This window comes from Allobosea sp. 2RAB26, assembly GCF_052115465.1.
In the GTDB taxonomy this organism is placed as follows: Bacteria; Pseudomonadota; Alphaproteobacteria; order Rhizobiales; family Beijerinckiaceae; genus Allobosea.
In genome coordinates, this window is record NZ_JBFRGS010000004.1 from 194843 (window position 1) to 218574 (window position 23732).

Sequence of the window (23732 nt, forward strand, 5' to 3'; positions counted from 1 at the left end):
GGAGTGGTCGTAAGCGTCTCACGTCAGACAACGCATCCACCGCGGCGTTGCGCCGATGGATGCCGAAAGCGCCTCCCCAAGCGACACCGCCTGTCCTGAGAGCTCGTTCTCCATGTCTCCGACTGACGTCTCACGCCCGCGCCGCAAGCTGCCGGCACGATATGCCGGCATCGTCATGCCCTTCATCCTGTCGATCGTAATGACCTTCATCGTCTCAGGCATCTCGACATTGAAGGCACTCGGTCCTTCCATGACCGCGCTAAAGACCTGGCCCGCCTCCTGGGGCCTGTCCTGGCTGGTCGCTTTCCCGACTCTGCTTGTCGTGCTGCCCCTCGTACGACGCCTCGTGGCACTTGTCGTCGCCACGCCCAGCCAAGGCTGAAGGTCCCCCTCAAAAGCAAAGGGCGGCTCGCGCCGCCCTTCGCTGATCCCGAGTGCTGAGTTCAGTTGTCGAGGAAGCTGCGCAGCTTCCGCGACCGGCTCGGGTGCTTGAGCTTGCGCAGCGCCTTGGCTTCGATCTGACGGATACGCTCGCGCGTCACCGAGAACTGCTGGCCGACCTCTTCGAGAGTGTGGTCGGTGTTCATGCCGATGCCGAAGCGCATGCGCAGCACACGCTCCTCGCGCGGGGTGAGCGAGGCCAGCACCCGCGTCGTCGTCTCGCGCAGGTTTGACTGGATCGCCGCATCGATCGGCAGGATCGCGTTCTTGTCTTCGATGAAGTCGCCGAGATGCGAATCTTCCTCGTCGCCGATCGGCGTTTCCAGCGAGATCGGCTCCTTGGCGATCTTCAGCACCTTGCGCACCTTTTCGAGCGGCATGGCGAGCTTCTCGGCCAGTTCCTCAGGCGTCGGCTCGCGGCCGATCTCGTGCAGCATCTGGCGCGAGGTCCGGACGATCTTGTTGATCGTCTCGATCATGTGCACCGGGATGCGGATGGTGCGGGCCTGATCGGCGATCGAGCGGGTGATCGCCTGCCGGATCCACCAGGTCGCGTAGGTCGAGAACTTGTAGCCGCGACGATACTCGAACTTGTCGACCGCCTTCATCAGGCCGATATTCCCCTCCTGGATCAGGTCGAGGAATTGCAGGCCGCGATTCGTGTATTTCTTGGCGATCGAGATCACGAGACGCAGATTGGCCTCGATCATCTCCTTCTTCGCCTGCCGGGCTTCGCGCTCGCCCTTCTGGACCATCAGCACGATCTTGCGGAATTCCTGGATCTCCAGGCCGGTCTCGGAGGCAAGCGTGTGGATGTCCTCGCGCAGCTCCTTGATCCGGTCCTTCTCGGACCCGACGAATTCGCGCCAGCCGCGCGAACCGAGCTTGGAGACGCGCAGGACCCATTTGGGGTCGAGCTCGCCGCCGACATGCTGCTTGAGGAAATCGTCGCGCGCGACGCCATAGGTTTCGGCCAGGCGGAGCAGGCGCGTCTCATGCGAGATCAGGCGCTTATTGATGTCGTAGAGCTGCTCGACAAGCGCTTCGATGCGGTTGTTGTTGAGCGAGAGCGACTTCACCGCGGTGATGATGTCGTCCTTGAGCTTCTTGTACTTGCGATCCTGCGACGGCGAGAGCTTGGTGTTCTCCAGCCGGTTGGCGATATCCTGGTCCTGCAGGCGCCGCAGCTTCTTGTAGTTGTCGGCGATCGAATCGAAGGTCTCGAGCACGCGCGGCTTCAGCTCGGCTTCCATTGCCGAAAGTGAAACGTTGTTCTCGATGTCGTCGTCATCCATCTCGGGCGGCGGTTCGCCCCCCTCGCCACCGAAGGCCGGGGGGCCGCCTGCCGGCTGGCCTTCGCCTTCTTCGCCCTCTTCACCCGGCAACTGCACCGGATTCTTGCCGTCGGGACCGGCATAAGTGGCTTCGAGATCGATGATGTCGCGCAGCAGAACCTTGCCGTCGACGAGTTCGTCCCGCCAGATGATGATGGCCTGGAAGGTCAGCGGGCTTTCGCAGAGCCCGGCGATCATCGCCTCGCGGCCAGCCTCGATGCGCTTGGCGATCGCGATTTCACCTTCGCGCGACAGGAGCTCGACCGAGCCCATCTCGCGCAGATACATGCGGACCGGATCGTCCGTGCGCTCGGTCGGCTCGAGATTGCGCTTGACCTCGACCGGCAGCGCCGAACGGGAGGTCTCGACGAGATCGCCCTCGCCTTCCTCGTCGTCGCCGCCACCGTCCTTGCCGCGCTGGGCGCGTTCCTCGCCGGCGGCCTCGGGATCTTCGTTGTCGACGACGTTGATGCCCTGCTCGCTGAGCTGGCCAAGCACGTCCTCGATCTGCTCCGAGGAGAATTCCTCGGAAGGCAGGACTTCGTTCAGTTCGTCATAGGTGACATAGCCGCGCTTCTTGGCGAGCTTGATCATCCGGCGTACGGCCTGATCCGTCAGATCCAGCAGCGGCCCATCAGTGGTCGGGGGGGCTTCCGGTGCGACCTGATCGGTCTTTTCCCGTTCGCTCGCTTTAGTCGCCATCAATCAGCGCTCCGCACTCTCGCGTGGCAGGGGGCGCGAAGTGCCCCATGTCGACGCATAAAAGGGCGGCGCGGCCGCTGGTCCGGCGCGCTCACCCCACCCAAATCATCTCGACCAGATGGACCCGATCCTCCTTAGGAATCGTGAACCACCCATGCCCCGTGCGACAGTGACGACGACAGCGAAAGCTATGTTCCGATCAATCACCTGCCATGGCCTCGGTGCCCTCGAGGTTCTCGAGCCGGGCCTTGACGTCTTTGATCCAGGCGAAATTTGCTTCAGTCGCTTCGTCAGCCAGTGCGCGCTCGGCTGCCTTCAACTCGCTATGTAACGTTCGCGCCCGATGATGCAAGACGATTGCCTGACGAATCGATTCAAAAACTGATTCTGGATCAGCCGCTTGGGCGAGTTTCAGCCGCTCGGCCGGACCTGTGACGGCCATCAGCGCAGCCCTGGCTTCCTGGACCCTCGGCTGGTCGAGCCGATTCGCCAGGGCATCCTGATCCAGCCCGTCGCCGAAGGCGGCATCGAGCAGAACCTGCCTGAAACGCTCGGCCGCCATGCCGTCGAGCGAAAGCTCCGACAATTCATCGGCGCAACGCAGGATCAATCCGGAATGGCTCGCCAACGCCAGCAGGATAAAGGCCTCGCGCTTATCCTCACCGCGCCCTTGCGACACGATGCGCGAGCGCGAAAGCTGCGAGCTTGCCCTCAGCGGCACGGCCTGGCGGTTCGCACCGCCGCCACCACCGCCCTGCCCGCGATTGCCGGCGCCGCCCCGCCCCCGTTGCTGCCCGCCTCCACCGAAATTCCTTTCGGCGCGGGCAGGAGCAGCACTGGTGAAGAGTTGAGACAGCCGCTCTTCCATCTCGATGCGATAATGGCGCCGCGTCACCTCGTCGCGGATATGTCCGAGCGCCTCCTTCAGCCGACGTTCGAAGGCCGCCCGGCGCTCGGGCGTATCGAGCGACCCGGCTTCGACCTCGCGGTTCCAGAGCATGTCGACCAGCGGCCGCGCCGCCTTGAGCACCTCGGCGATCGCGACCTTGCCGCCGGAGCGTGCCAGATCGTCCGGATCCTGCCCGTCCGGCAACAGGGCGAAGGCGAGCGACTTCCCGGGCTCGAGCAGCGGCAAGCCGATATCGATCGCCCGGCTCGCGGCCTTGCGCCCGGCCTTGTCGCCGTCCAGGCAGATCACAGGCTCGTCGGCCATGCGCCAGAGCAGCCCGATCTGGTCCTCGGTCAGCGCCGTGCCAAGTGGGGCAACGACCTGCGGGAAGCCCGCCATCGTCATGGCGATGACGTCGACATAGCCTTCGACCACGATGACCTGCCCGACATCATGAGCAGCCTTGCGGGCATTGTGGTGGTTGAACAGCAGCCGGCCCTTGTGGAAGAGCGGCGTCTCCGGCGAATTCAGATATTTGGCGGAAACCTCGGCACTCATCGCCCGGCCGCCGAAGGCGATCACCCGCCCGCGCGCATCGTGGATCGGGAACATGATCCGGTCGCGGAAGCGATCATAGGGCACGGCGATCTCATCGCCATGGATCAGCAGCCCGGCCTCCATCATCAAGGCGGCATCGACCCCCTTGCCCGCCAGATGGTCGCGCAGCGCGAAGCGATCTGGCGGCGCGTAGCCGATGCGAAACTGCCTCCTCGGCTCTCCGTCGAGGCCGCGGCCCGAAAGATAGCGCCGCGCCGCGACGCCACGCTCGGCGGCCAACTCGGCTTCGAAGAAGCACGCCGCAAGCTCCACGACCTCGTGGAGCCCCTTGCGCCTCTCCTCCTGGACCTGCGCCTCATGCGTCACGGTCGGCAGGATCACGCCGGCCTGGGAGGCCAGCTTCTCGACCGCTTCAGGGAAGGAGAGCCCTTCGGTCTCCATCACGAACTTGAAGATGTCGCCGTTCTTGCCGGAGGAGAAATCGAAGAAGGAGCCCTTCTGGTCATTGACGAAGAAGGACGGTGTCTTCTCGGCATTGAAGGGCGAAAGCCCCTTCCATTCCCGCCCGGCCTTGGCGAGGCGCACGCGTTTGCCCACGACCGCCGAAACCGGCAGCCGCGCCTTGATCTCCTCAAGGACGGATGGGGGGAACTTCATGGCTTCCTATGTGGGGCCTGGCGCACAGGAAGCCAATCGCCGATCCGCAAGCGGACCGGCTTATCGGCTCTATCCACAGCACCGGCGCCCCCGGCACTCGCTTGCGATCAACCGCCGAGCGCAGCCTTCACCAGACCGCTCGCCTTGGCGAAGTCCATCTGGCCCGCGTAATTCGCGCGCAGGATCGCAATGACCTTGCCCATGTCCTTGACCGAGGCCGCGCCGCTCTCGGTCACTGCAGCCGCAATCGCCGCCTTCACCTCGTCCTCATCCATCTGCTTCGGCAGATAGGCGGAGATGACGTCGACCTCGGCACGTTCGCCGGCAGCAAGCTCCGGACGGCCATTGGCGTCGTAGATCGCGATCGATTCCTGGCGCTGCTTGATCATCTTCTGCAGCAGAGCGAGGATTTCGTCGGGAGAGGCCTCGCCCTTGCCGGCGCCGCGCGCCTCGATGTCCTTGTCCTTCAAGGCGGCCTGGATCAGGCGGATCGCGCCGACCTTGCCCTTCTCGCCGGCCTTCATCGCTTCTTTCAGCTCGCTGGTGAAGCGCTCACGCAGGCTCGTCATGTTCGTCATTCCCTTTTCTTGTATCAGGCCGGCGCAGGCCTCGATTGACGACGTGGACCGGCGTCTTTAAGGCTCGCGTTCCAGATCGGCGGAGCGCGAAGCCGCTGCCCCGCCCCACACATTGCCGCCTCGTCGCGGCCTGGACGAGACATAGACATGACCGCTCCCGAAGGAAACCCCGCCACCGGCGGCTGGACAGAACCGCGCGCGACCGCTCTCCTCGTGCTGGCCGACGGCACCGTGCTGGAAGGCTTCGGCCTCGGCGCCGTCGCTGAAGCGCCGGGCGAGGTCTGTTTCAACACGGCGATGACCGGTTATCAGGAAATCCTGACCGACCCGTCCTATGCCGGGCAGATCATTACCTTCACCTTCCCCCATATCGGCAATGTCGGCGTCAACGACGAGGACACCGAGACGGTGAACGCCGCGGCGTCCTCAGGCGTGCGCGGCATCGTGATCCATGCCGACATCACCGAACCCTCGAACTGGCGCGCCACGCGGCATCTCGACGCCTGGCTGAAGGCTCGCAACATCGTCGGCATCGCCGGCGTCGATACACGCGCCCTGACCGCCTTGATCCGCGACAACGGCATGCCGAACGCGATCCTCGCCCATAATCCCGACGGCATCTTCGATCTTCCCCGTCTCAAGCAGCAGGCCGCCGCCCTGCCCGACATGGCCGGCCTCGATCTTGTGCCGCTAGTCACCGCCGCCCAGCGTTACGACTGGAGCGAGACGCCGTGGCAATGGCCCGCCGGATACGGCAAGCGCGAGAGCGCGGCACACAGGGTCGTCGCAATCGATTATGGCGTGAAGCGCAACATCCTGCGCCTGCTCGCAAAGGCCGGCTGCGAGGTGACCGTAGTGCCTTCGACAACCAGCGCCGCCGACATCCTGGCGCTGAGCCCCGACGGTGTTTTCCTCTCCAACGGCCCTGGCGACCCCGCCGCGACCGGCGAATATGCCGTGCCGGTCATTCGCGAACTTCTCGACCGGAAGATTCCGACTTTCGGCATCTGCCTCGGCCACCAGATGCTCGCTCTCGCCATTGGCGGGCAAACCATGAAGATGAAGCAGGGGCACCACGGCGCCAACCACCCGGTACAGGACAAGACCACCGGCAAGGTCGAGATCGTCTCGATGAACCACGGCTTTGCGGTCGACCCCACGACGCTCCCGGCCAATGCGAAGGAGACGCACGTCTCGCTCTTCGACGGCTCGAACTGCGGCATCGCCCTCGACGATCGGCCGGCCTTCAGCGTCCAGCACCATCCCGAAGCCTCGCCCGGGCCGCAGGACAGCCATTATCTCTTCGCCCGCTTCGTGGAGCTGATGGAAACCGAAAAGGCCAAGGCCGCAGCCTGAGGCGACGCGATGCTCCACCAGTTGCGCATCTACGAGATCTTCGAACGCAACAAAGCGGCTTTCCATGCGCGCTTCCGCGACCACGCGGCGCGCATCATGGCGCGCCGCGGCTTCGAGATCGTGGGGATGTGGGAAACCCGGAGCGCAACGCGAACGGAATTCGCCTATATCCTTGCCTGGCCCGACGCCGAGACCAAGGCAGCGCGCTGGGCGAGCTTCATGGCCGATCCCGAATGGACCGAGATCAAACGCGTCTCCGCGATCGAGCATGGCGACCTCGTCGGCGCCATCGAGGATCGCCTGATGGTGCTGACCGACTATTCCCCCAGGCTCTGAGTTGACAGGCCGACCGGCCCGCGGTTTAAGCGCGCCATGACAATGTCCTGCCTCCTCGCGCGGAACTATTACGCTCCGTCCTCATAAGGCGGTGGCATTCCCATGTTCAACCGCCGCGCTGGCGGTTGAATTCACGCAGTCACCCGGCATCGCGGCCTCCATTAGGAAAAACGCGATGCACTCCTCCCGCAAAACCGTCTCGTCTATCGGCATCATGGGCTTTGGCGCGTTCGGCCGACTCATGGCTCGTCACCTCCAGCCACATTTTCCGCTCTTCGTCTGCGATCCCGAGCGGCCGCCCGATGCCGACAGAGCGGGCAAGGGCCTCGTTCCATCGGATGTGAAGGCAGTCGGCGCCTGCGATGTGGTGATCCTCGCCGTGCCGGTCGATCGGATCCAGACCGCGATTGCGGCCCTGCGGCCGCATCTGCGGGCGGGTGCGCTGGTGCTGGATGTCGGTTCGGTCAAGATTGGCCCGGCGCGCGCCATGCAGGCCGACCTGCCGGAAGACGTCGACATTCTCGGCACTCACCCGCTGTTTGGTCCGCAAAGCGCACGTCACGGCATCAAGGGACTGAAGATTGCGCTGTGCCCGGTCCGCGGGCGCAGCGGTCCGCGCGTCGCCGCCTTCCTGCGCAAGGTGCTCGGATTGAAGGTGATCATGACCACGCCCGACGCACATGACCGCGAAACAGCCATGGTTCAGGGCCTGACGCATCTGATTGCCAAGATCCTGGTACGGATGGAGCCGCTGCCGCACCGCATGACGACGGCCAGCTTCGATCTCCTGATGCAGGCGACCGATATGGTCCGGCATGATGCACCGAACGTCTTCATGGCGATCGAGCGCGCCAATCCACATGCCAGGGCAGTCCGCGACAGGTTCTTTGCCCTTGCCGAGGAGATGCGGCAGTTGCTGGAAGACGATCACCTCGCCCGGCCCACACTGACCCTGTCTCGGAGATCCGCAGCCGAGGGCAGTGTCTAGGCATGGCCGGTGATTGGACATGGCAAGTGACGAGGCATGGCAGGTGAGCTTGAACAATCGACCACGCCGCATAGATCTCGCCGCAAGCCGCCAGCACATCCTGACGCGGAGCGGCGGCTGGACCGCAGGAAGACAATGACCGAAAATCCGCTTGCCGATCCGGCCATCGCCCATCCCGACCTCGACGAGGCGACAATCGGCTTGCTCGTCCGCACATTCTACAGTCGGGCGCGGCTGGACGACGTGATCGGACCGGTCTTCGAGGCCGCCGTCGATGATTGGGATGACCATATCGGCAAGATCAGCGAATTCTGGAGCAGCGTGATGCTGCGCACCGGTCGTTATGGCGGCCGGCCGATGCGACCGCACCTGATCCTGCCGCTGGAAGGCAGGCATTTCGACCGCTGGCTCGAACTTTTCGAGGCGACAGCGCAGGAACTCTGTCCGCCTGCCATCGCCCAGGCCTTCATCATACGGGCACGCCGGATCGCCGATAGCTTCGAAATGGCGCGGGCGTCGCAGCGCGGCGAAGTCGGAATACCACGCCATAGCGCGAGGTGATCACCGAGGGCGGAGAGGCTTGCTGCGAGCCGATCCGCCTATGCGCTCTCAGTCGACGTCGCGGTTTTCCCTTACGACATCGCGGCGGAAATGCGCCCAGTTCAAATAGCAACTTGCTCTTTTTGCATTGCTCCTATCTCAATATCCTACTATCCAACACAACTCACGGCTGAAAAGCTCCCAACTGCTGTCGTGAGAGAACGATCCGGAGCATTGCGATGGAACGTAGAGGAAGCGAACGCACGCGATCATGGGCACATCAAGTGCTGATCGCTGTTGAGGGCGACGATTTCCTGTCCAGGCTCCATGCCATGGATGCGTGGCTCAGCCAGTGGGAAATTCCCTATCGTGCCGTCTCGGTGCCGCGCGACAACGGGGCGATCCGGATCTGTTTTTCAGATGAGAGGTTCGCCCGCGCATTTCATGTCAATCTGGGCGGCCTGCGCGTCCCTTCCGACCCATTGGCCACGGAACTGGCTGCGGATCCCGCCAAGGATGACTTCTACCAATTGGTCGATCGCAAGATCGCCAACTGAACCGAGTTCGGATTCGATCCCGCATCAAGGGGTAGATCTGCCGAAGCAGGCATGGGTCGAGACCGGATCTCGCCCCTTCCGCGGAATGGCCCATCGTTGGGATGCCCGCGACCGCCTTCGCAGCATACAGATGCGTCACGCCGGGCGCGCTAAGCTGCCTTTGCTTCCGTTTTCAAGAAGGCAGTCAGCCGTGCCGCAGACAAGCCCGCTTCTTGCGCGATCCGCGTCGCCAGTGCAGCGGCTGCGGGGCGTGGCTGCCCGATCGGACGGTCGAGCCAGTAGGAAACCGGATTGAGCGCAGTGCGTGGATCAACAGCCACCACGCGCCCTACCTCGATCTGCGCCTGCGCCAGCGGTGGACGGGCAAGCGCCACACCCAGCCCGCAGGCGGCGGCATCGAGCACGAGATTGTAATCCTCGAAACGTCGATCCTGCGGACGGGGTCGGTAATCCAGCCCCTGCGCCGCAAACCAGGCCCGCCAGCCGGATGCATCGGAATCATGGATCAGCGGCTGGTCGAGCAGCCGCGCGGCCTTGCCGGCACCGATGCTCCGCACAAGCTCCGGCGAAGCGATTGGAAAACACCATTCCTCGAAAAGCTGGACCGAGACCCGCCCCGGCGCCCCGCCGCGTCCACAGCGAATGGCGAGGTCGATGCCCTCACTCTCCAGATCGACCCGGCGATGGTCGACCTGAAGCACGATGCGCAGATCGGGATCGCCGCTCTCGAGCCATTTCATGCGGGGCATCAGCCACAGGCTGCACACCGAAGGAATCGCGCTGAAGCGCACGACCGCGGCACCGCGCGGCTCGGTCCAGCGATCCGATGTGTCCGCGATCAGCGCGAAGGCCTCCTGCGTGCGCTGCATCAATCGCTGGCCCTCTGGCGTCAGCGCGACGCCTCGCGCCTGGCGGGCGAAGAGCCGTGTACCGAGCCAATGCTCGAGCTTGGCCACCTGCCGACTGATCGCGCCGTGGGTCAGGTTGAGCGTCTCGGCCGCCGCCGAGAAGCTTCCCGAGCGGGCCGCCGCCTCGAAGGCACGCAGAGTGTCGAGCGGAGGCAATCCGGAGCTGTGATCCATGCTCACAGATCATGCTTGAATTACTCGTTTGTCAATCAGCTCGCCCGGGTATCTATCACGTGTCGACCCCTGACCACCGAGGCTCGACATGAACTCGCTCAACCCAGCCGTCTCCACGCCGCGCAGCCTCGATCCGGCCACCGTCGCCGTCGTCGCCTTTACCGTGATCGCCTGGGCTTCCGCCTTTCCCGCGATCCGGGCCGGGCTGACGGCGTTAGGGCCGATCGAGCTCGGCGCCGCTCGTTTCGCGATCGCGGCCTTCCCGAGCGCCATCTTTCTCGCCATTATGCGCCCTGCCCTGCCCGGCTGGTCCGATGGCTGGCGCTTCCTTCTTGGTGGGTTGGTTCATGTCGCGCTCTACACGACCCTGCTGAATTTCGGCGAGAAGACCGTATCTGCCGGCGCCGCGAGCTTCATCATCAACGTCAATCCGATCATCACCGCCGGATTGGCGATGCTGATCCTCGGCGAACGCTTCGGGCCGCTCGCCTGGCTCGGCACCGCGATCTCCTTCGCCGGCATTGGCCTGATCGCATTGGGCGAAGGCCAGGGCATCGAGCTCAGCACCGGCGTCCTCTTCATCCTTGGCGCTGCACTCTGCCAATCGGTCACCGCCATCGTCCAGAAGCCGCTTTTCGCCCGGCACAAGGCGCTCACCGTCTCGGCCTGGAACATGGTCGTGGGTGCACTGGCCCTCTCCCCGTTCCTGCCTCATGCCGTCAGCCAGTCGGCCTCTGCGTCGAGCGAAGCTCTCTTTGCCGTCGTCTATCTCGGGATTGTGCCAAGCCTGCTCGCCTATGCGACCTGGACGATGATGCTCGCGCGGCTGCCTGCGGGCCGCGCCTCCAACTTCATGTATTGCGTGCCACCGGTCGCGACCTTGATGGGCTTTCTCTGGCTCGGCGAGGCTCCGACCGCGCTCGGCATCCTCGGTGGGGTCATGGCGCTGGGCGGTGTCGTGATTGTCAATCTGAAGCGCTGAGAGCACCAGCTTCCCCCACGGGCGCCCGCTGCGATACTGTTCCTCGCCTGCCCCGCGAGGATGCGTATGACCAGTGATCAGCCCGGTATCGTTCAATCATCTCCGTCGGCCGCTGGCGTTCGCGTACGAGCATTGGTGGGGGAAGACTGGGTCGCATTCCGCGCGCTGCGCTTGGTTGCGCTTTCCGACACGCCGGAAGCCTTCGGCGCGAGCCACTCCGAAGAGGCCGCCCAACCGGACAGCTTCTTCCGCTCGCGCCTCTCGGCCGAGGAACCCAACAGGGTCTTCGGGGCCTTCTCCGACAGCGGTGACCTGATCGGGATCGCTGGCTTCCGTGCAACGACCTCCGCCAAGTCGCGCCACAAGGGCGTGCTCTGGGGCGTCTATGTCGTGGCCGGCTGGCGCGGGGACGGCGTCGGCCGCGCCCTCGTCGATGCCGTCATCGGACACGCCGCCCGCCACGTCCTGGTGCTCCAAGCTTGTGTCGTGACGACGAACCGTGCCGCGCACTCGCTCTACGCCCGGCTTGGCTTTGCCCCCTATGGCATCGAGTCCAAGGCGTTGTACGTCAACGGCCAGTTCTATGACGAAGCGCTTCTGGCGCTGGATTTCACGCAAGCCACCGACGCTTGAGGCGCTAGCCCAACGAGCGCCGGCCGAGGCACGATGCGAACTCACCGCGGCCAGCCCGTTGGGAAGAGCCGGGATCCATGCCTGAGCGCCGGCGGAGATGTTCCAACCCGTATCCGAGGCCCTACGGAACGGCATGTCGCCCGCCTCAGAAACCCTGCGCCTCCAAAGCCTTCTCGTTCTCGGTGATGTAGTCGCGGATTACCGGCACAGCGCTCTTGTGCGGCCCTAGCAGGAGCTGGAAAACCATGTCCCCCCCGATATCGAACGAGATCTCGCAGGCCGAGAGGTAGAACTCCCACATCCGCGCGAAACGCTCGCCCATCATACCGACGACCTCCTCGCGCTTGGCGAGAAACCGCTGTCGCCAGGCAGCCAGCGTCCAGTGGTAATGCCGGCGCCAGAACTCGCAGTCCGACGACCAGAGCCCTGTCTGCTCGACCGCGGCGAATACCTCCGACATCGCCGGGGCGTACCCGCCCGGGAAGATGTATTTGTCGAAGAACGGTCCGGTGAAGCCCGGAGGGCCGACCCGGCCGATGCAGTGCACCAACGCAATCCCGTCCGGCGTCAGCAGATCGCGGATCTTCTCGAAATATTCGAGATAATGCGCAACGCCGACATGCTCCATCATGCCGACCGAGACGACGCGGTCGAAGCTGCCGGTCAGTTCGCGATAGTCCTTGTTGATGAAAGTGACGCTGCCGCCGACCCCGGCCGCTTCGGCCCGCTTCTGCGCCGCCGCCATCTGGTCGGGCGAGACATTCAGCCCGGTCACCTTGGCTCCACAGGCCTTGGCGAGATAGATCGCGAGCTCGCCCCAGCCCGAACCGATATCCAGAACCGTCATGCCGGGTTCGACCTTCAGCTTGGCCGCGATATGGCGGAGTTTTGCCTTCTGCGCGGCTTCGAGCCCGACCTCCGGACTATGCCAATAGGCACAGGAATAGGTCATCGTCTCGTCGAGCCAGAGCCGGTAGAAATCGGTCGGGATATCGTAGTGGTGCTTGACCTTCTTGCCGGCCACGCCGAGCGGGTTGTGCATGCGGAAGCGCCGGATGCGAAAGCGGATGTTGCGGATCGCCTTTTGCAGCGGATGCTTGCGCATCTCCTTGCGCTGCAGCCAAAACAGGCTGAGCAGGTCATGGATCGTCGAGCCGTCCTCGAAATTCACCCGCCCGTCCATGTAGCCTTCGGCCAGGGCCAGTTCGGGATTCAGAAAGATCTCCCGCTCGATCTTGTCGTCCGAGAAGCGCACGGTGACAGCCGGCGCCGTCTTGTTCTGACCGGCGAACAGGATCGCCCCTGGGCCCGGCCCGAAGACATGGCGCTTGTTGTCCGGGGTGATCACCGTCAGGCGCCCTTGCCTGACGAAGCGTTTCAGAAGTCGCGGCAACAGCAGCATGCAAGCCTCCCAGCCTTGCACGACCTTAAGCCGAGCGGTCGGCGCAGGGAAATGCCAAGCCGGCAGAAGGACGCGGAACTGGCGAGGTGTTGCGCGAACTCCATATCGGCGGTTGCCGATACCCGCGGCGACAGCGTAGTCCTGAGGCCGAAACGGGCGCGCGTGTGTCCGTCACTGAGCGGATGACGGCGAGACGATGTCCTGGCGCGATTTCTGGAACAGCGAGCACGCGATCTATGTCTCGCCCCGTCACAAGCTGCTGCACTACCGCCAGATCGCCACCGACCTGATTCGCCATATCCCCGCGCCCGAGGCGGTCGTACTGGATCACGGTTGTGGCGAAGCCCTCGCCGCCGATCGCGTCGCCGCAGCCTGCGCCAGGCTCTATCTCTGCGAGGCGGCCCCGAGCGTGCGTGAAAAGCTGCGCGCGACCTTTGGCGCGATCCCGGCGATCACCGTCGTCTCGCCGGAGGAGGTCGAGGCACTGGACGACGGCGCGCTCGATCTCGTCGTCGCCAACTCGCTGATCCAGTATCTCGGCCGCGAGGAGCTGGCGCAGTTGCTCCTGCTCTGGCGGCGCAAGCTGAAGCCCGGCGGACATCTCGTCATCGCCGACGTCATTCCACCCGATGTCAGCGCGCTGACCGACGCCACGCAACTGCTCTCCTTCGCCTGGCGCGGCGGCTTCCTGATTGCCGCGCTCGGCGGGCTCGTACGCACCGCGTTCTCCGACTACCGGAAGCTGCGCGCCGAGTACGGGCTCTCGACCTATAGCGATACCGCCATCGTCACTTTGATCCGAGAGGGCGGGTTCGACGAGATCGAGCGCCAGCCGAACTTCGGCCACAACCCGCACCGCATGACCTTCCGCGCCCGCAATCCGGGCTAAGCCGCCACTAGATCCTCGGTCCGGAAATCGTATCCGGACAGATGATCTAACCCTTTGTGTTTGCATCGGCCTTCCCGAAAACCGCAATCCACATTTCGAGCCGATGCTTTAGACGCCTTCGCGATCTGCGAAGGAGAAGAATTTATGGCCGAGGAAGGAGAACACCATCACGAGCAGCGTCGTGACGATCTGCATCGGCAGATAGGGCAGACCGGCCCGCGTCACGAAGAGATGCATCAGGATGCCGGTCAGCACGAAGCCGCCCGCTGCGATCAGCGCAAAGCGCCAGGTCGCTTGGGCGTGGCTATGCGTAGCGTCAAAGGTCAGCCAGCGATTCAGCGTATAGGACACGACCGCGCCGAGCGTGAAACCGGCAAGCGTAGCCGGCACCGGGGCGACCCCGCCAAGCTCGACCAGTCCGATCAGCAGCGCATAATGCGCCACCGCCGTCACGCCACCGGAGAAAACATAGGCCACGATCTGGCGCGACTGACGGGGAAGACGAGAGAGAGGCATCCCCGCCCTCTACAGCATTTTCCTGCTGGCCAGTACCGGCTCGCGTGAAGGCCCGCGCAAGCCCCGCATGGCACACTCAATCAAGGCAGCCCAGGCAAGGCGCGAGGCGGCGCAGGTCCGGAAGTCATCAGATCGCGGTGTGCCGTGATGGCTTCCGGAATTCCGACCGGAACGCTCCGCGCAGCCCTTCAGCCGGCATCGCCACCGCCGGCGAGATTGGCGGGCATCCCGCCGACCGGCATGTCGAGCCCCTGCTTCAGCGTATCCAAATGAAACTCCCTGATACGACCGCTCGTGGGATCGCTGACGAAGGCGCTGTTCCCGACGATGCCCAGGCTCGGCGTCGGCGATTTCGCGCCGTACTGGCAATCGAAGGCGGGTACCGCGTCGAAGCTGGCGAGTTCTCGCCAGGCCGGCGCGATTTCATAGACGCGGAGCTTGCCGTCCGGTGTGAGGTTCGCCAGGCGGTCGCCACCGGCGTCGAGATCGAACTGGCAGGCTGGCTGACCGCCTGGCACCGGCAGGACATCCGCGACCGAGAGCAAGGTTGCGGCAGGGTCGATCCGCAGAAGCGCATTGTATGGCCCCTTCAGCCCGTAATTGGCGACGGCATAGCGCGCGCCCGTGCGCGCCTTGATGGCACTGACGCGCCGCTCGTCGGGATAGGCGATCTTGCGCGCAGTCCAGCGCCCGGACGTATCCCGGGCGAGGACGAGAACGCCGCCATCCACCCCGTCATTGCAGCCGAAGACGTGGCGCCCCTTGCTCTCGGCATAACCGTGGAAGAGCTTGCAGGAGGCGTCAGTGCGTGCAGGATCGTTGAAGCTTGCGACCCGCTTCCAGCCCTTGCCGCGCTCGAGGATTTCAAAGCCGTCCGGCCGAGACGAGGCGCTGCGGTCCTCGCCCTTGGCGTAGATCGCATTCGGCACCGACATCAGCCACTGCCGGCGCCCGAGCGGAATGGCAATGCCGTGCTGCGGCGCCGGGCTTGGCCATATCTTGCTGACGGGAGACTTGCCATCCAGGCTCTTGAGATCGACCAGCACCGCCTTCGGCTCGCTCTTGCGCTCCCAGGGCCTGTCTCCGTCGAAGAACAGCGCAATCTGCCCATGCCTGGAAACGACATGGGCCGGGCGGTCGCCCTTCACGGCGAAGTCGAGCAGCCTGACCGGCCCCTTGTCGACATCGACGTGATCGCCATGAGATTCATAGCGCAGTCCGCTATCGAGGAAGCGGATGGTGCCAACCTCGTCGCCTGTCTTGATGACGATGAAACGGCCGCCCTCGGCGCTGGCGAAGGACGGGTTGGGTTTCGGCACATCGAAGCTATGGGTCACCTCGCCGGAGTCGAGGTCGAGCACGCGCACGACCGGCTTCTCGTGATCTGCAAAGACGAGCCGGCCACGCAAGGTGGCGTGATCATGGGCAGAGGCCGCAGCTGCGGCGAGAACAAGGGTAAGCGCAGCTCCCGCTGCGAACTGAAAACGCATCGTTGTCTCCTGTGAACGAAGGGCAAAGGTCCGCCGGTATGCGGACCGGATCTCTCAGGCCGCAGCGGCCCGGCGCCAGACCGGAAATGGGTCAGGCAGGTCGCGGTAGCGTTCCGGTTTGAAGCTGATGGTCGGCGTCTCGCCGAGCAGGCAGGCGTCGAGCGCGCTGGTGATGGCCTGCTGGTCCATGCCCGAGCCAATGAAGACCAGCTCCTGCCGCCGGTCGCCCCAGACCGAATGCCAGTATCGGTTCAGGATTGCGTTCCATTCGGGATGGTCGGGCCAGCGGCTGCGCGGCACGGACGCCCACCAGAACCCCATCGCCTCGGTTCGGCAGACGCTGCCAGCAAGGCTCATCTCGCCGACCCATTCCGCCCGGGTCGCCAGCCAGAAATGGCCCTTGGCACGGATCAGGCCGTCCCAGTCGCGCGCCAGGAAGGCGTTGAACCGCTCCGGATGGAATGGCCGCCGGGCGCGGTAGACGAAGGAGGAGATGCCATACTCCTCGGTTTCCGGAACATGATCCCGGTGGCCATGGAGCTCCTTGTACCAGAGCGGATGCTGCTCCGCCTTCTCATGGTCGAACAGGCCCGTATCGAGGATCGCTGCGAGCGGAGCACGCCCGAAATCGGTTTCGACCAGCTTTGCATCGGGATTGAGCGCCCGGATGATCTTGCGCACCAGATCGCGCTCTTCCGGCGCGACATCCGACACCTTGTTCAGGACGACGACATCGGCGAACTCGATCTGCTCGACCAGGAGATCGACCAGGGTGCGCTCGTCGTCCTCGCCCGCCGTCTCGCCGCGCTCGCGCAGGAAATCGCGCGAGCCATAATCCTTCATCAGGTTGATGGCATCGACGACGGTCACCATCGTATCGAGTCGCGCGAGATCGGAGAGGCTGGCGCCATCCTCCTCGCGAAAGGCGAAGGTCGCGGCGATCGGCAAGGGCTCGGCAATGCCGGTGCCTTCGATCAGCAGGTAGTCGAAGCGCCCTTCCCCGGCGAGGCGACGCACTTCGGCGAGCAGGTCATCACGCAAGGTGCAGCAGATGCAGCCATTGCTCATCTCGACCAGCTTCTCGTCGGTGCGCGAGAGCTTGCCCCCGCCCTCCCGCACCAGATCGGCGTCGATATTCACCTCGCTCATGTCATTGACGATGACCGCAACCTTGCGGCCTTCGCGATTGCTGAGGACGTGATTGAGGAGCGTGGTCTTGCCGGCCCCGAGAAAGCCGGAGAGCACGGTGACTGGAAGGCGGGAATCCATTCGGCATCCATTATGTTATGTTACAACATAACATAAACAGCGATGCGAAACATTGGCAAGCCGGTTTCAACCGAGATGGAGTGATGTCCCCCTACCGAGCGAGCAGCCTGTCTTCGGAAAACCGGGGAAGAGACGGATCGCGCCGCGCCGTCGCAATGATGCTGTCGAGCAGCCCGGGGAAGCGGCCGTCGAGTTCTCCGCGTCGCAGGCTGATGAAGCGGGACGTGCCCTCCGCCCGCGCCCGGGTGATGCCCGCCTCGCGAAGCTTGGCGAAATGATAGGCCAGCAGCGAGGGGGAGGCGAAATCCGTAAAACTTCCGCAGCGCGCCTCGAACTCCTCGGAATCGGCCAGCGCCAGGACGATGGCGAGCCGCGTCGGATCGGCGAGCGCGCCAAAAACCGTCGCCGCGTCAATGCCGTCCATGTCGGGATGAAAGATCGGCTTCATACCCCGGACATAGGAGATTGCGGCACTCCTGACAATATTCAACGTTCATTGAAATTAAGATTGACGGCAGATCGAACAGGATCTTAAATTCAACGATCATTGAAATTTTGAAGGAATGTCCAATGGACACGCGTCTCGTCTGGCTCGCCGGCGGCGCCTTCGTCATCGGCACGGGAAGCCTGATGATCACTGGCATCTTGCCGAATCTGGCGGCCGCCTTCGGCACCTCGATCGATACGGCCGGCTTGCTGATCTCGATCTTCGCCGTCGCCTATGCGTTAGGCTCACCGGTCCTTTCCACCCTGCTGGGCGACGTCGACCGCCGGATGGTCCTCGCCGGCTCGCTCAGCGTCTTCGCCCTTGCCAATCTGCTTGCCGCTTTCGCGACGAGCTTCGCCTGGCTGATGGTCGCGCGCATCGCCATGGCGCTCGCGGCCGGCGTCTTCATGCCGTCGGCCAACGCGGTCGCGGTCGCGCTGGTCTCACCGGAGCGGCGCGGTCGGGCTATCGCGCTGGTCACCGGCGGCATGACGGTTTCGCTGATTCTCGGCGTCCCGCTCGGCACCGCCATCACCTCCTATGGCGGCTGGCATCTCGCCTTCCTCCTGGTCGCGTTCATTGGCGCCCTTGGCGTCGCCGGGCTGCTCCTGAACCTGCCGGACGACCTGCCGCGCGGCACCAATTCGCTCGGCGAGCGCCTGCAGGTTGCTCGCCGCGCCGATGTGCTGCTGGCGCTCGGCACCACCGCGCTTTGGACCACCGGCGCCTTCACGCTCTACACCTATGTCGCGCCCTTCCTCGCGACCCATGCCGGCATCAGCGGCCCCTGGCTCAGCGCCGCTCTGATCGTCTCCGGCATCGGTTCGGCTATCGGCAACCAGGCTGGTGGAATGGCGAGCGACCGCTTCGGCCCGGAGCGCACCCTCACCCTCGTCCTCACGGTGCTCGCATTGGCGCTCGCCTCCGCCTCGCTCATGGCGATCACGCTGCCCCCCGCGGCGGCCGTCTTCGTCGCTCCGGCGATCCTCTTCGTATGGAGCATGGCCGGCTGGGCCGGGCACCCCTCGCAGATGTCGAGGCTCGCCGCGATGGCGCCCGACGCGACCGTCGTCGCGCTCTCGCTCAATGCATCGGCGCTCTATATAGGCATCGCCGCCGGCTCGGCATTGGGCCAGCAGACCCTGCGCCACGGCGCCTCATGGCAACTCGGTTTCGTCGGCGCGATGTGCGAGATCGGTGCACTTACCCTGCTTTGGATCTCCATCCGGCGACGCCGGACCGCGCGTCGCGAACTGGAAATCGGCAGGGCCCCTGTGGCGACGTCTGTGCGTTGAAGAGGGGTAAGCGCGCTTTTCCCTTCCTTCCGCGGCAACCTCCCTCTATAGCGAGCGCCTAGCATTCATTCAGGCGCTCGCTGACTCCCCTTTCCTCGCGGACGGGGATCCGTCCGGCGCGCGCCCGCACAAGCACTGGCCGGACCCATGCCCAAGCGCACAGACATCAAGACGATCCTCATCATCGGCGCCGGCCCGATCATCATCGGCCAGGCCTGCGAGTTCGACTATTCCGGAACCCAGGCCTGCAAGACACTGAAGGCCGAGGGCTACCGCATCGTCCTGGTCAATTCGAATCCGGCCACGATCATGACGGATCCGGACCTCGCGGATGCCACCTATGTCGAGCCGATCACGCCCGAGATCGTCGCCAAGATCATCGAGAAGGAGCGCAACGTCCTGCCCGGCGGTTTTGCGCTGCTGCCGACCATGGGCGGCCAGACGGCACTGAACTGCGCGCTTTCGCTCAAGAAGATGGGCGTACTCGAGAAATTCGATATCGAGATGATCGGCGCCACCGCCGAAGCCATCGACAAGGCCGAGGACCGCGAGCTGTTCCGCGAGGCGATGACCAAGATCGGTCTCGATACGCCGCGCTCGCACCATGTCAGGACACTCGGCCAGGCCCTCGAGGCGCTTGACGACATCGGTCTGCCGGCAATCATCCGCCCCTCCTTCACCATGGGTGGAACAGGCGGCGGCATCGCCTACAACAAGGGCGAATTCATCGAGATCTGCGAGCGCGGCATGGACGCTTCGCCGACCAGCGAAGTGCTGATCGAAGAGAGCGTGCTCGGCTGGAAGGAGTACGAGATGGAGGTCGTCCGCGACAAGGCGGACAACTGCATCATCGTCTGCTCGATCGAGAACATCGATCCGATGGGCGTCCATACTGGTGATTCGATCACCATCGCCCCGGCGCTCACGCTGACCGACAAGGAATATCAGATCATGCGCGACGCCTCGCTGGCGGTGCTGCGCGAGATCGGCGTCGAGACCGGTGGCTCGAACGTGCAGTTCGCGGTCGATCCTGCCACTGGCCGGATGATCGTCATCGAGATGAACCCGCGCGTCTCGCGCTCCTCGGCACTGGCCTCCAAGGCGACCGGCTTCCCGATAGCCAAGGTCGCCGCGCGCCTTGCCGTCGGTTACACGCTCGACGAAATCGAGAACGACATTACCGGCGGCGCGACCCCGGCCTCGTTCGAGCCGACGATCGACTATGTCGTCACCAAGATCCCGCGTTTCGCCTTCGAGAAATTCCCCGGCGCCGAGCCGACCCTGACGACCGCAATGAAGTCGGTCGGCGAGGCGATGGCGATCGGCCGCACCTTCCAGGAATCGCTGCAGAAGGCGCTGCGCTCGCTGGAGACCGGACTCGACGGCCTCGATGAGATCGAAATCGAAGGTCTGGGCCAGGGCGACGACAAGAACGCGATCAAGGCCGCCCTCTCCTCGCCGACGCCAGACCGTCTGCTGCAGGTGGCCCAGGCGATGCGCTTCGGCTTCACCGACGAGCAGATCCACGAAAGCTGCAAGATCGATCCTTGGTTCCTCGAGCAGATGCGTGGGCTGGTCGAGACCGAGGACAAGGTGCGCAAGTACGGCCTGCCGACGACGCCCGGCGCCTTCCGCCAGATCAAGGCGATGGGCTTCTCGGACAAGCGCCTCGCTGCGCTCGCGAACCTGACCGAGGCCGAGGTGACCCAGCGCCGACATGCGCTCGAAGTGCGGCCGGTCTTCAAGCGGATCGACACCTGCGCCGCCGAGTTCGCCTCACCGACCGCCTATATGTACTCGACCTATGCCATGCCCTTCGCCGGCATGCCGGCTGACGAGGCCAACCCGTCCGACCGCAAGAAGGTGGTCATCCTCGGCGGCGGCCCGAACCGCATCGGCCAGGGCATCGAGTTCGACTATTGCTGCTGCCATGCCTGCTACGCGCTGCGCGATGCCGGCTATGAGACCATCATGGTCAACTGCAACCCGGAGACGGTTTCGACCGACTACGACACCTCCGACCGACTCTATTTCGAACCGTTGACCGCCGAGGACGTGCTCGAGATCCTCGAGACCGAGAAGCGCAGCGGCACGCTGCATGGCGTCATCGTCCAGTTCGGCGGCCAGACCCCGTTGAAACTGGCGAATGCGCTCGAAGAGGCCGGCATCCCGATCCTGGGCACCTCGCCCGACATGATCGACCTCGCCGAGGACCGCGACCGCTTCAAGCGCCTGCTCGACAAGCTGCATCTGAAGCAGCCCAAGAACGGCATCGCGTATTCAGTCGAACAGGCGCGCATGATCGCCGCCGAGCTCGGCCTGCCCTTCGTCGTGCGTCCGTCCTATGTGCTCGGCGGTCGTGCCATGGCGATCATCCGCGACGAGCCGCAGTTCGAGGACTATCTGCTCGGCACGCTTCCGAGCCTGATCCCGTCCGAGGTGAAGGCGAAATACCCGAACGACAAGACCGGCCAGATCAACACGGTGCTCGGCAAGAACCCACTGCTGTTCGACCGCTACCTCTCGGACGCGATCGAGGTCGATGTCGACTGCCTCAGCGACGGCAAGGACGCCTTCATCGCCGGCATCATGGAGCATATCGAGGAGGCCGGTATCCACTCGGGCGATTCGGCCTGCTCGCTGCCGCCCCGTTCACTCTCGCTGGCGACCATCGCTGAGCTCGAGCGCCAGACCAAGGCCATGGCGCTGGCGCTCGATGTCGGTGGGCTGATGAACGTGCAATACGCCATCAAGGACGGCGTCATCTACGTCCTCGAGGTCAACCCGCGCGCCTCGCGCACGGTGCCCTTCGTCGCCAAGGTCATCGGCGAACCGATCGCCAAGATCGCAGCGCGCATCATGGCCGGCGAGAGCCTCGCGAGCTTCGGGCTGAAGCCCGCTGCTCTGACCCATGTCGGCGTCAAGGAAGCGGTCTTCCCCTTCGCGCGCTTCCCCGGCGTCGACGTGCTGCTCGGTCCGGAGATGCGCTCGACCGGCGAGGTCATCGGCCTCGATCGTTCCTTCGACATCGCCTTCGCCAAGAGCCAGCTCGGTGCAGGTTCCAAGGTACCGATCAAGGGGACTGTGTTCGTCTCGGTGCGCGACGCGGACAAGCCGCGCATCGTGCCCTCCATGCGCATCCTGTCCGATCTCGGCTTCCGCATCCTTGCCACCGGTGGAACGCTGCGCCTGTTGCAGGAGGAAGGCATTCCAGCCGCCAAGATCAACAAGGTTCTGGAAGGCCGGCCGCACGTCGTCGACGCAATCAAGAACGGCGAGATCCAGCTCGTCTTCAACACGACGGACGGCCCACAGGCACTCGCGGATTCACGCTCGTTGCGCCGCACCGCCCTCTTGCACAAGGTGCCCTATTATACCACCTTGGCCGGAGCGATCGCGGCTGCCGAGGGCATCAAGGCCTATTGCAGCGGCGATCTCGAAGTACGATCGCTGCAATCCTACTTCGTCCGCGCCGCCTGAACGGCCGCGCGGCCGAAGCAGTTCTGAAAACGATCGGAAGCTGAACGCAGGCCGCGGGGGACGCGGCCGGCGGGTTCTGGCTTTCGGAATTGGGACGAGAAGATGGATAAGGTTCCTATGACGGTGGGCGGATTTGCCGCCCTCGAGGTCGAGCTGAAGCAACGCCAGCAGGTCGAACGTCAACGCATCATCGCTGCGATCTCGGAAGCGCGCGCACTTGGCGATCTCTCCGAGAATGCCGAGTATCATGCGGCCAAGGAGGCACAGTCCCTCAATGAGGGTCGGATCCTGGAGCTGGAATCGCTGATTGGGCGGGCGGACATCATCGATGTCACCAAGCTCGGCGGCGACACGATCAAATTCGGCGCGACCGTCCATCTGATCGACGACGACACCGAGGAAGCCAAGATCTATCAGATCGTCGGCGAGCCGGAATCCGACGTCCGCTCCGGCAAGGTCTCGATCGGCTCGCCGATCGCGCGCGCCCTGATCGGCAAGAAGGTCGGCGATTCCGTGCAGGTCAACACCCCCGGCGGCGGCAAGTCCTACGAAGTCGTGAGCGTCAGCTTCCGCTGAGGCCTCCGGGGGCATAGAATTGATGCCCCCGGACGATTATCTCGTCGGTGATGCATTGGCATCGGGAGATACAGTCATGACCACCCGTCGCGCGTTTCTCATGTCATCATTGGCGGCCACGGCGCTCGCGTCGTCGCCGCTTGGAGCCGCATCGGCGCTTGCCCAGGCGCAAGGTCCGATCGGCGGCATCCATGTCGATGTCTCCCGCCTCGTCGAGCAAGGCTGGGGGGCCAATGCCGGCACGATCAAAGCCGGCATGGAACGGGAACTTCGGACCGCCTTTGCCGGCGCCATCCAGCGCGGAGGGCCGGTTCTCGTCGTCAAGGTCCGCGGCATTTACCTGACGAGTTACGCTGGCAATGGCGGCGGCCGTTGGGGCGGTGGCGGCGGCCAGAACAACGACAATCTCGACAGTGAGGCGGTCCTGGTCGGCGCAGGCAATCGCGTGCTTGCGTCCTATCCGGTGCTCTCGACGATTTCCGCCAGCTATTCGGGTCCCTGGTATCTGCAGGATATCGATCAGCGCCGCATCGTCAGCCTGATCCAGAACAACGTCGCTTGGATCAAACGTTACGTGGCCGGCTGATCTCGTTCACACGGCTGGGATTGTCGTTGCCGCGTATGGCGCCGCACTCGGTGGCGGCGTAGTTCATTGCTTCAGTTGCGCCCCTGCGGAATGCAGTACGATGTCCCTG

General features: G+C 64.4%; 22 protein-coding genes. 13 read left to right on the plus strand and 9 right to left on the minus strand.

All coding sequences use genetic code 11. The features are described 5' to 3' along the window. The first annotated feature begins 112 nt into the window (after positions 1-112). Positions 113-382, plus strand: a complete 270-nt coding sequence (locus AB4118_RS08930; RefSeq protein ID WP_441489390.1) for a DUF2798 domain-containing protein — start codon at positions 113-115, stop codon at positions 380-382. Positions 383-443: 61 nt separating this feature from the next. On the opposite strand, the gene rpoD is transcribed toward AB4118_RS08930, so the two are convergent. From rpoD to AB4118_RS08945, 3 genes are all read right to left on the minus strand, one after another. Next, entirely contained in the window at positions 444-2477 is a 2034-nt protein-coding gene (rpoD, locus tag AB4118_RS08935; RefSeq protein WP_441489391.1) for an RNA polymerase sigma factor RpoD, read from the minus strand. 199 nt (positions 2478-2676) lie between these two features. Further along, a complete protein-coding gene (gene dnaG, locus AB4118_RS08940) occupies positions 2677-4581 on the minus strand; it encodes a DNA primase (protein WP_441489392.1) in 1905 nt (634 codons plus the stop codon). 107 nt (positions 4582-4688) lie between these two features. Then, positions 4689-5150 (minus strand): GatB/YqeY domain-containing protein, encoded by a 462-nt coding sequence (locus AB4118_RS08945; RefSeq protein WP_441489393.1) that lies wholly within the window; start codon positions 5148-5150, stop codon positions 4689-4691. 156 nt (positions 5151-5306) lie between these two features. Between AB4118_RS08945 and carA the strand changes: the two genes are divergently transcribed. The 5 genes from carA (at position 5307) to AB4118_RS08970 (ending at position 8936) form a co-directional block, all read left to right on the plus strand. Continuing rightward, positions 5307-6515 carry a glutamine-hydrolyzing carbamoyl-phosphate synthase small subunit gene (gene carA / locus AB4118_RS08950; RefSeq protein WP_441489394.1) on the plus strand — a complete coding sequence of 403 codons (1209 nt, stop codon included), beginning with the start codon at positions 5307-5309 and terminating at the stop codon, positions 6513-6515. Between the two features lie 9 nt (positions 6516-6524). Continuing rightward, on the plus strand, positions 6525-6851 hold the full coding sequence (locus tag AB4118_RS08955) for an NIPSNAP family protein (RefSeq protein ID WP_441489395.1): 327 nt from the start codon (positions 6525-6527) through the stop codon (positions 6849-6851). A 175-nt stretch (positions 6852-7026) separates the two neighbouring features. Next, positions 7027-7839 carry a prephenate dehydrogenase/arogenate dehydrogenase family protein gene (locus AB4118_RS08960; protein ID WP_441489396.1) on the plus strand — a complete coding sequence of 271 codons (813 nt, stop codon included), beginning with the start codon at positions 7027-7029 and terminating at the stop codon, positions 7837-7839. Positions 7840-7974: 135 nt separating this feature from the next. Beyond that, the gene (locus tag AB4118_RS08965) at positions 7975-8400 is read left to right on the plus strand and encodes a group III truncated hemoglobin (RefSeq protein WP_441489397.1); all 426 of its coding nucleotides are present in this window, start codon (positions 7975-7977) and stop codon (positions 8398-8400) included. Positions 8401-8618: 218 nt separating this feature from the next. After that, a complete protein-coding gene (locus AB4118_RS08970) occupies positions 8619-8936 on the plus strand; it encodes a hypothetical protein (protein WP_441489398.1) in 318 nt (105 codons plus the stop codon). Between the two features lie 149 nt (positions 8937-9085). Here the strand turns inward: AB4118_RS08970 and AB4118_RS08975 are convergent, their stop codons facing one another. Beyond that, positions 9086-10018, minus strand: coding sequence for a LysR family transcriptional regulator (locus AB4118_RS08975; protein WP_441489399.1), 933 nt, complete (start codon positions 10016-10018; stop codon positions 9086-9088). An 88-nt stretch (positions 10019-10106) separates the two neighbouring features. On the opposite strand from AB4118_RS08975, the gene AB4118_RS08980 reads away from it, so the two are divergent. Together AB4118_RS08980 and AB4118_RS08985 are read left to right on the plus strand one after the other, a co-directional pair. Next, positions 10107-11000 (plus strand): DMT family transporter, encoded by an 894-nt coding sequence (locus AB4118_RS08980; RefSeq protein WP_441489400.1) that lies wholly within the window; start codon positions 10107-10109, stop codon positions 10998-11000. A gap of 135 nt (positions 11001-11135) precedes the next feature. Next, positions 11136-11633, plus strand: coding sequence for a GNAT family N-acetyltransferase (locus tag AB4118_RS08985; RefSeq protein WP_441489401.1), 498 nt, complete (start codon positions 11136-11138; stop codon positions 11631-11633). 145 nt (positions 11634-11778) lie between these two features. Here AB4118_RS08985 and AB4118_RS08990 read toward each other — a convergent pair whose 3' ends face one another. Beyond that, the gene (locus AB4118_RS08990; RefSeq protein WP_441489402.1) at positions 11779-13035 is read right to left on the minus strand and encodes a class I SAM-dependent methyltransferase; all 1257 of its coding nucleotides are present in this window, start codon (positions 13033-13035) and stop codon (positions 11779-11781) included. Between the two features lie 196 nt (positions 13036-13231). Here AB4118_RS08990 and AB4118_RS08995 point away from each other — a divergent pair, with 196 nt between their 5' ends. Then, complete coding sequence (locus AB4118_RS08995; RefSeq protein ID WP_441489403.1) at positions 13232-13924, plus strand: methyltransferase domain-containing protein; 693 nt, start codon at positions 13232-13234, stop codon at positions 13922-13924. A 108-nt stretch (positions 13925-14032) separates the two neighbouring features. Here AB4118_RS08995 and AB4118_RS09000 read toward each other — a convergent pair whose 3' ends face one another. From AB4118_RS09000 to AB4118_RS09015, 4 genes are all read right to left on the minus strand, one after another. Beyond that, positions 14033-14440 (minus strand): GtrA family protein, encoded by a 408-nt coding sequence (locus AB4118_RS09000; RefSeq protein WP_441489404.1) that lies wholly within the window; start codon positions 14438-14440, stop codon positions 14033-14035. Between the two features lie 188 nt (positions 14441-14628). After that, positions 14629-15930 (minus strand): hypothetical protein, encoded by a 1302-nt coding sequence (locus AB4118_RS09005; RefSeq protein ID WP_441489405.1) that lies wholly within the window; start codon positions 15928-15930, stop codon positions 14629-14631. Between the two features lie 54 nt (positions 15931-15984). Continuing rightward, positions 15985-17199, minus strand: a complete 1215-nt coding sequence (gene zigA / locus AB4118_RS09010; protein WP_441489406.1) for a zinc metallochaperone GTPase ZigA — start codon at positions 17197-17199, stop codon at positions 15985-15987. 91 nt (positions 17200-17290) lie between these two features. After that, positions 17291-17647 carry an ArsR/SmtB family transcription factor gene (locus AB4118_RS09015; protein WP_441489407.1) on the minus strand — a complete coding sequence of 119 codons (357 nt, stop codon included), beginning with the start codon at positions 17645-17647 and terminating at the stop codon, positions 17291-17293. Between the two features lie 122 nt (positions 17648-17769). On the opposite strand from AB4118_RS09015, the gene AB4118_RS09020 reads away from it, so the two are divergent. From AB4118_RS09020 to AB4118_RS09035, 4 genes are all read left to right on the plus strand, one after another. Continuing rightward, positions 17770-18981 carry an MFS transporter gene (locus AB4118_RS09020; protein WP_441489408.1) on the plus strand — a complete coding sequence of 404 codons (1212 nt, stop codon included), beginning with the start codon at positions 17770-17772 and terminating at the stop codon, positions 18979-18981. Between the two features lie 147 nt (positions 18982-19128). Further along, entirely contained in the window at positions 19129-22461 is a 3333-nt protein-coding gene (carB, locus tag AB4118_RS09025) for a carbamoyl-phosphate synthase large subunit (protein WP_441489409.1), read from the plus strand. A 102-nt stretch (positions 22462-22563) separates the two neighbouring features. Beyond that, positions 22564-23037: a transcription elongation factor GreA gene (gene greA / locus AB4118_RS09030; RefSeq protein WP_113513985.1), complete on the plus strand. Its 474-nt coding sequence runs from the start codon at positions 22564-22566 to the stop codon at positions 23035-23037. A gap of 76 nt (positions 23038-23113) precedes the next feature. Beyond that, positions 23114-23623: a hypothetical protein gene (locus AB4118_RS09035; protein ID WP_441489410.1), complete on the plus strand. Its 510-nt coding sequence runs from the start codon at positions 23114-23116 to the stop codon at positions 23621-23623. Positions 23624-23732: the final 109 nt, after the last annotated feature.

Coding starts and splice junctions, on each gene's coding strand:
- AB4118_RS08930 (WP_441489390.1), top strand. CDS start 113: ATGTCTCCGACTGACGTCTCACGCCCGCGCCGCAAGCTGCCGGCACGA.
- rpoD (WP_441489391.1), bottom strand. CDS start 2,477: ATGGCGACTAAAGCGAGCGAACGGGAAAAGACCGATCAGGTCGCACCG.
- dnaG (WP_441489392.1), bottom strand. CDS start 4,581: ATGAAGTTCCCCCCATCCGTCCTTGAGGAGATCAAGGCGCGGCTGCCG.
- AB4118_RS08945 (WP_441489393.1), bottom strand. CDS start 5,150: ATGACGAGCCTGCGTGAGCGCTTCACCAGCGAGCTGAAAGAAGCGATG.
- carA (WP_441489394.1), top strand. CDS start 5,307: ATGACCGCTCCCGAAGGAAACCCCGCCACCGGCGGCTGGACAGAACCG.
- AB4118_RS08955 (WP_441489395.1), top strand. CDS start 6,525: ATGCTCCACCAGTTGCGCATCTACGAGATCTTCGAACGCAACAAAGCG.
- AB4118_RS08960 (WP_441489396.1), top strand. CDS start 7,027: ATGCACTCCTCCCGCAAAACCGTCTCGTCTATCGGCATCATGGGCTTT.
- AB4118_RS08965 (WP_441489397.1), top strand. CDS start 7,975: ATGACCGAAAATCCGCTTGCCGATCCGGCCATCGCCCATCCCGACCTC.
- AB4118_RS08970 (WP_441489398.1), top strand. CDS start 8,619: ATGGAACGTAGAGGAAGCGAACGCACGCGATCATGGGCACATCAAGTG.
- AB4118_RS08975 (WP_441489399.1), bottom strand. CDS start 10,018: ATGGATCACAGCTCCGGATTGCCTCCGCTCGACACTCTGCGTGCCTTC.
- AB4118_RS08980 (WP_441489400.1), top strand. CDS start 10,107: ATGAACTCGCTCAACCCAGCCGTCTCCACGCCGCGCAGCCTCGATCCG.
- AB4118_RS08990 (WP_441489402.1), bottom strand. CDS start 13,035: ATGCTGCTGTTGCCGCGACTTCTGAAACGCTTCGTCAGGCAAGGGCGC.
- AB4118_RS08995 (WP_441489403.1), top strand. CDS start 13,232: ATGTCCTGGCGCGATTTCTGGAACAGCGAGCACGCGATCTATGTCTCG.
- AB4118_RS09000 (WP_441489404.1), bottom strand. CDS start 14,440: ATGCCTCTCTCTCGTCTTCCCCGTCAGTCGCGCCAGATCGTGGCCTAT.
- AB4118_RS09005 (WP_441489405.1), bottom strand. CDS start 15,930: ATGCGTTTTCAGTTCGCAGCGGGAGCTGCGCTTACCCTTGTTCTCGCC.
- zigA (WP_441489406.1), bottom strand. CDS start 17,199: ATGGATTCCCGCCTTCCAGTCACCGTGCTCTCCGGCTTTCTCGGGGCC.
- AB4118_RS09015 (WP_441489407.1), bottom strand. CDS start 17,647: ATGAAGCCGATCTTTCATCCCGACATGGACGGCATTGACGCGGCGACG.
- AB4118_RS09020 (WP_441489408.1), top strand. CDS start 17,770: ATGGACACGCGTCTCGTCTGGCTCGCCGGCGGCGCCTTCGTCATCGGC.
- carB (WP_441489409.1), top strand. CDS start 19,129: ATGCCCAAGCGCACAGACATCAAGACGATCCTCATCATCGGCGCCGGC.
- greA (WP_113513985.1), top strand. CDS start 22,564: ATGGATAAGGTTCCTATGACGGTGGGCGGATTTGCCGCCCTCGAGGTC.
- AB4118_RS09035 (WP_441489410.1), top strand. CDS start 23,114: ATGACCACCCGTCGCGCGTTTCTCATGTCATCATTGGCGGCCACGGCG.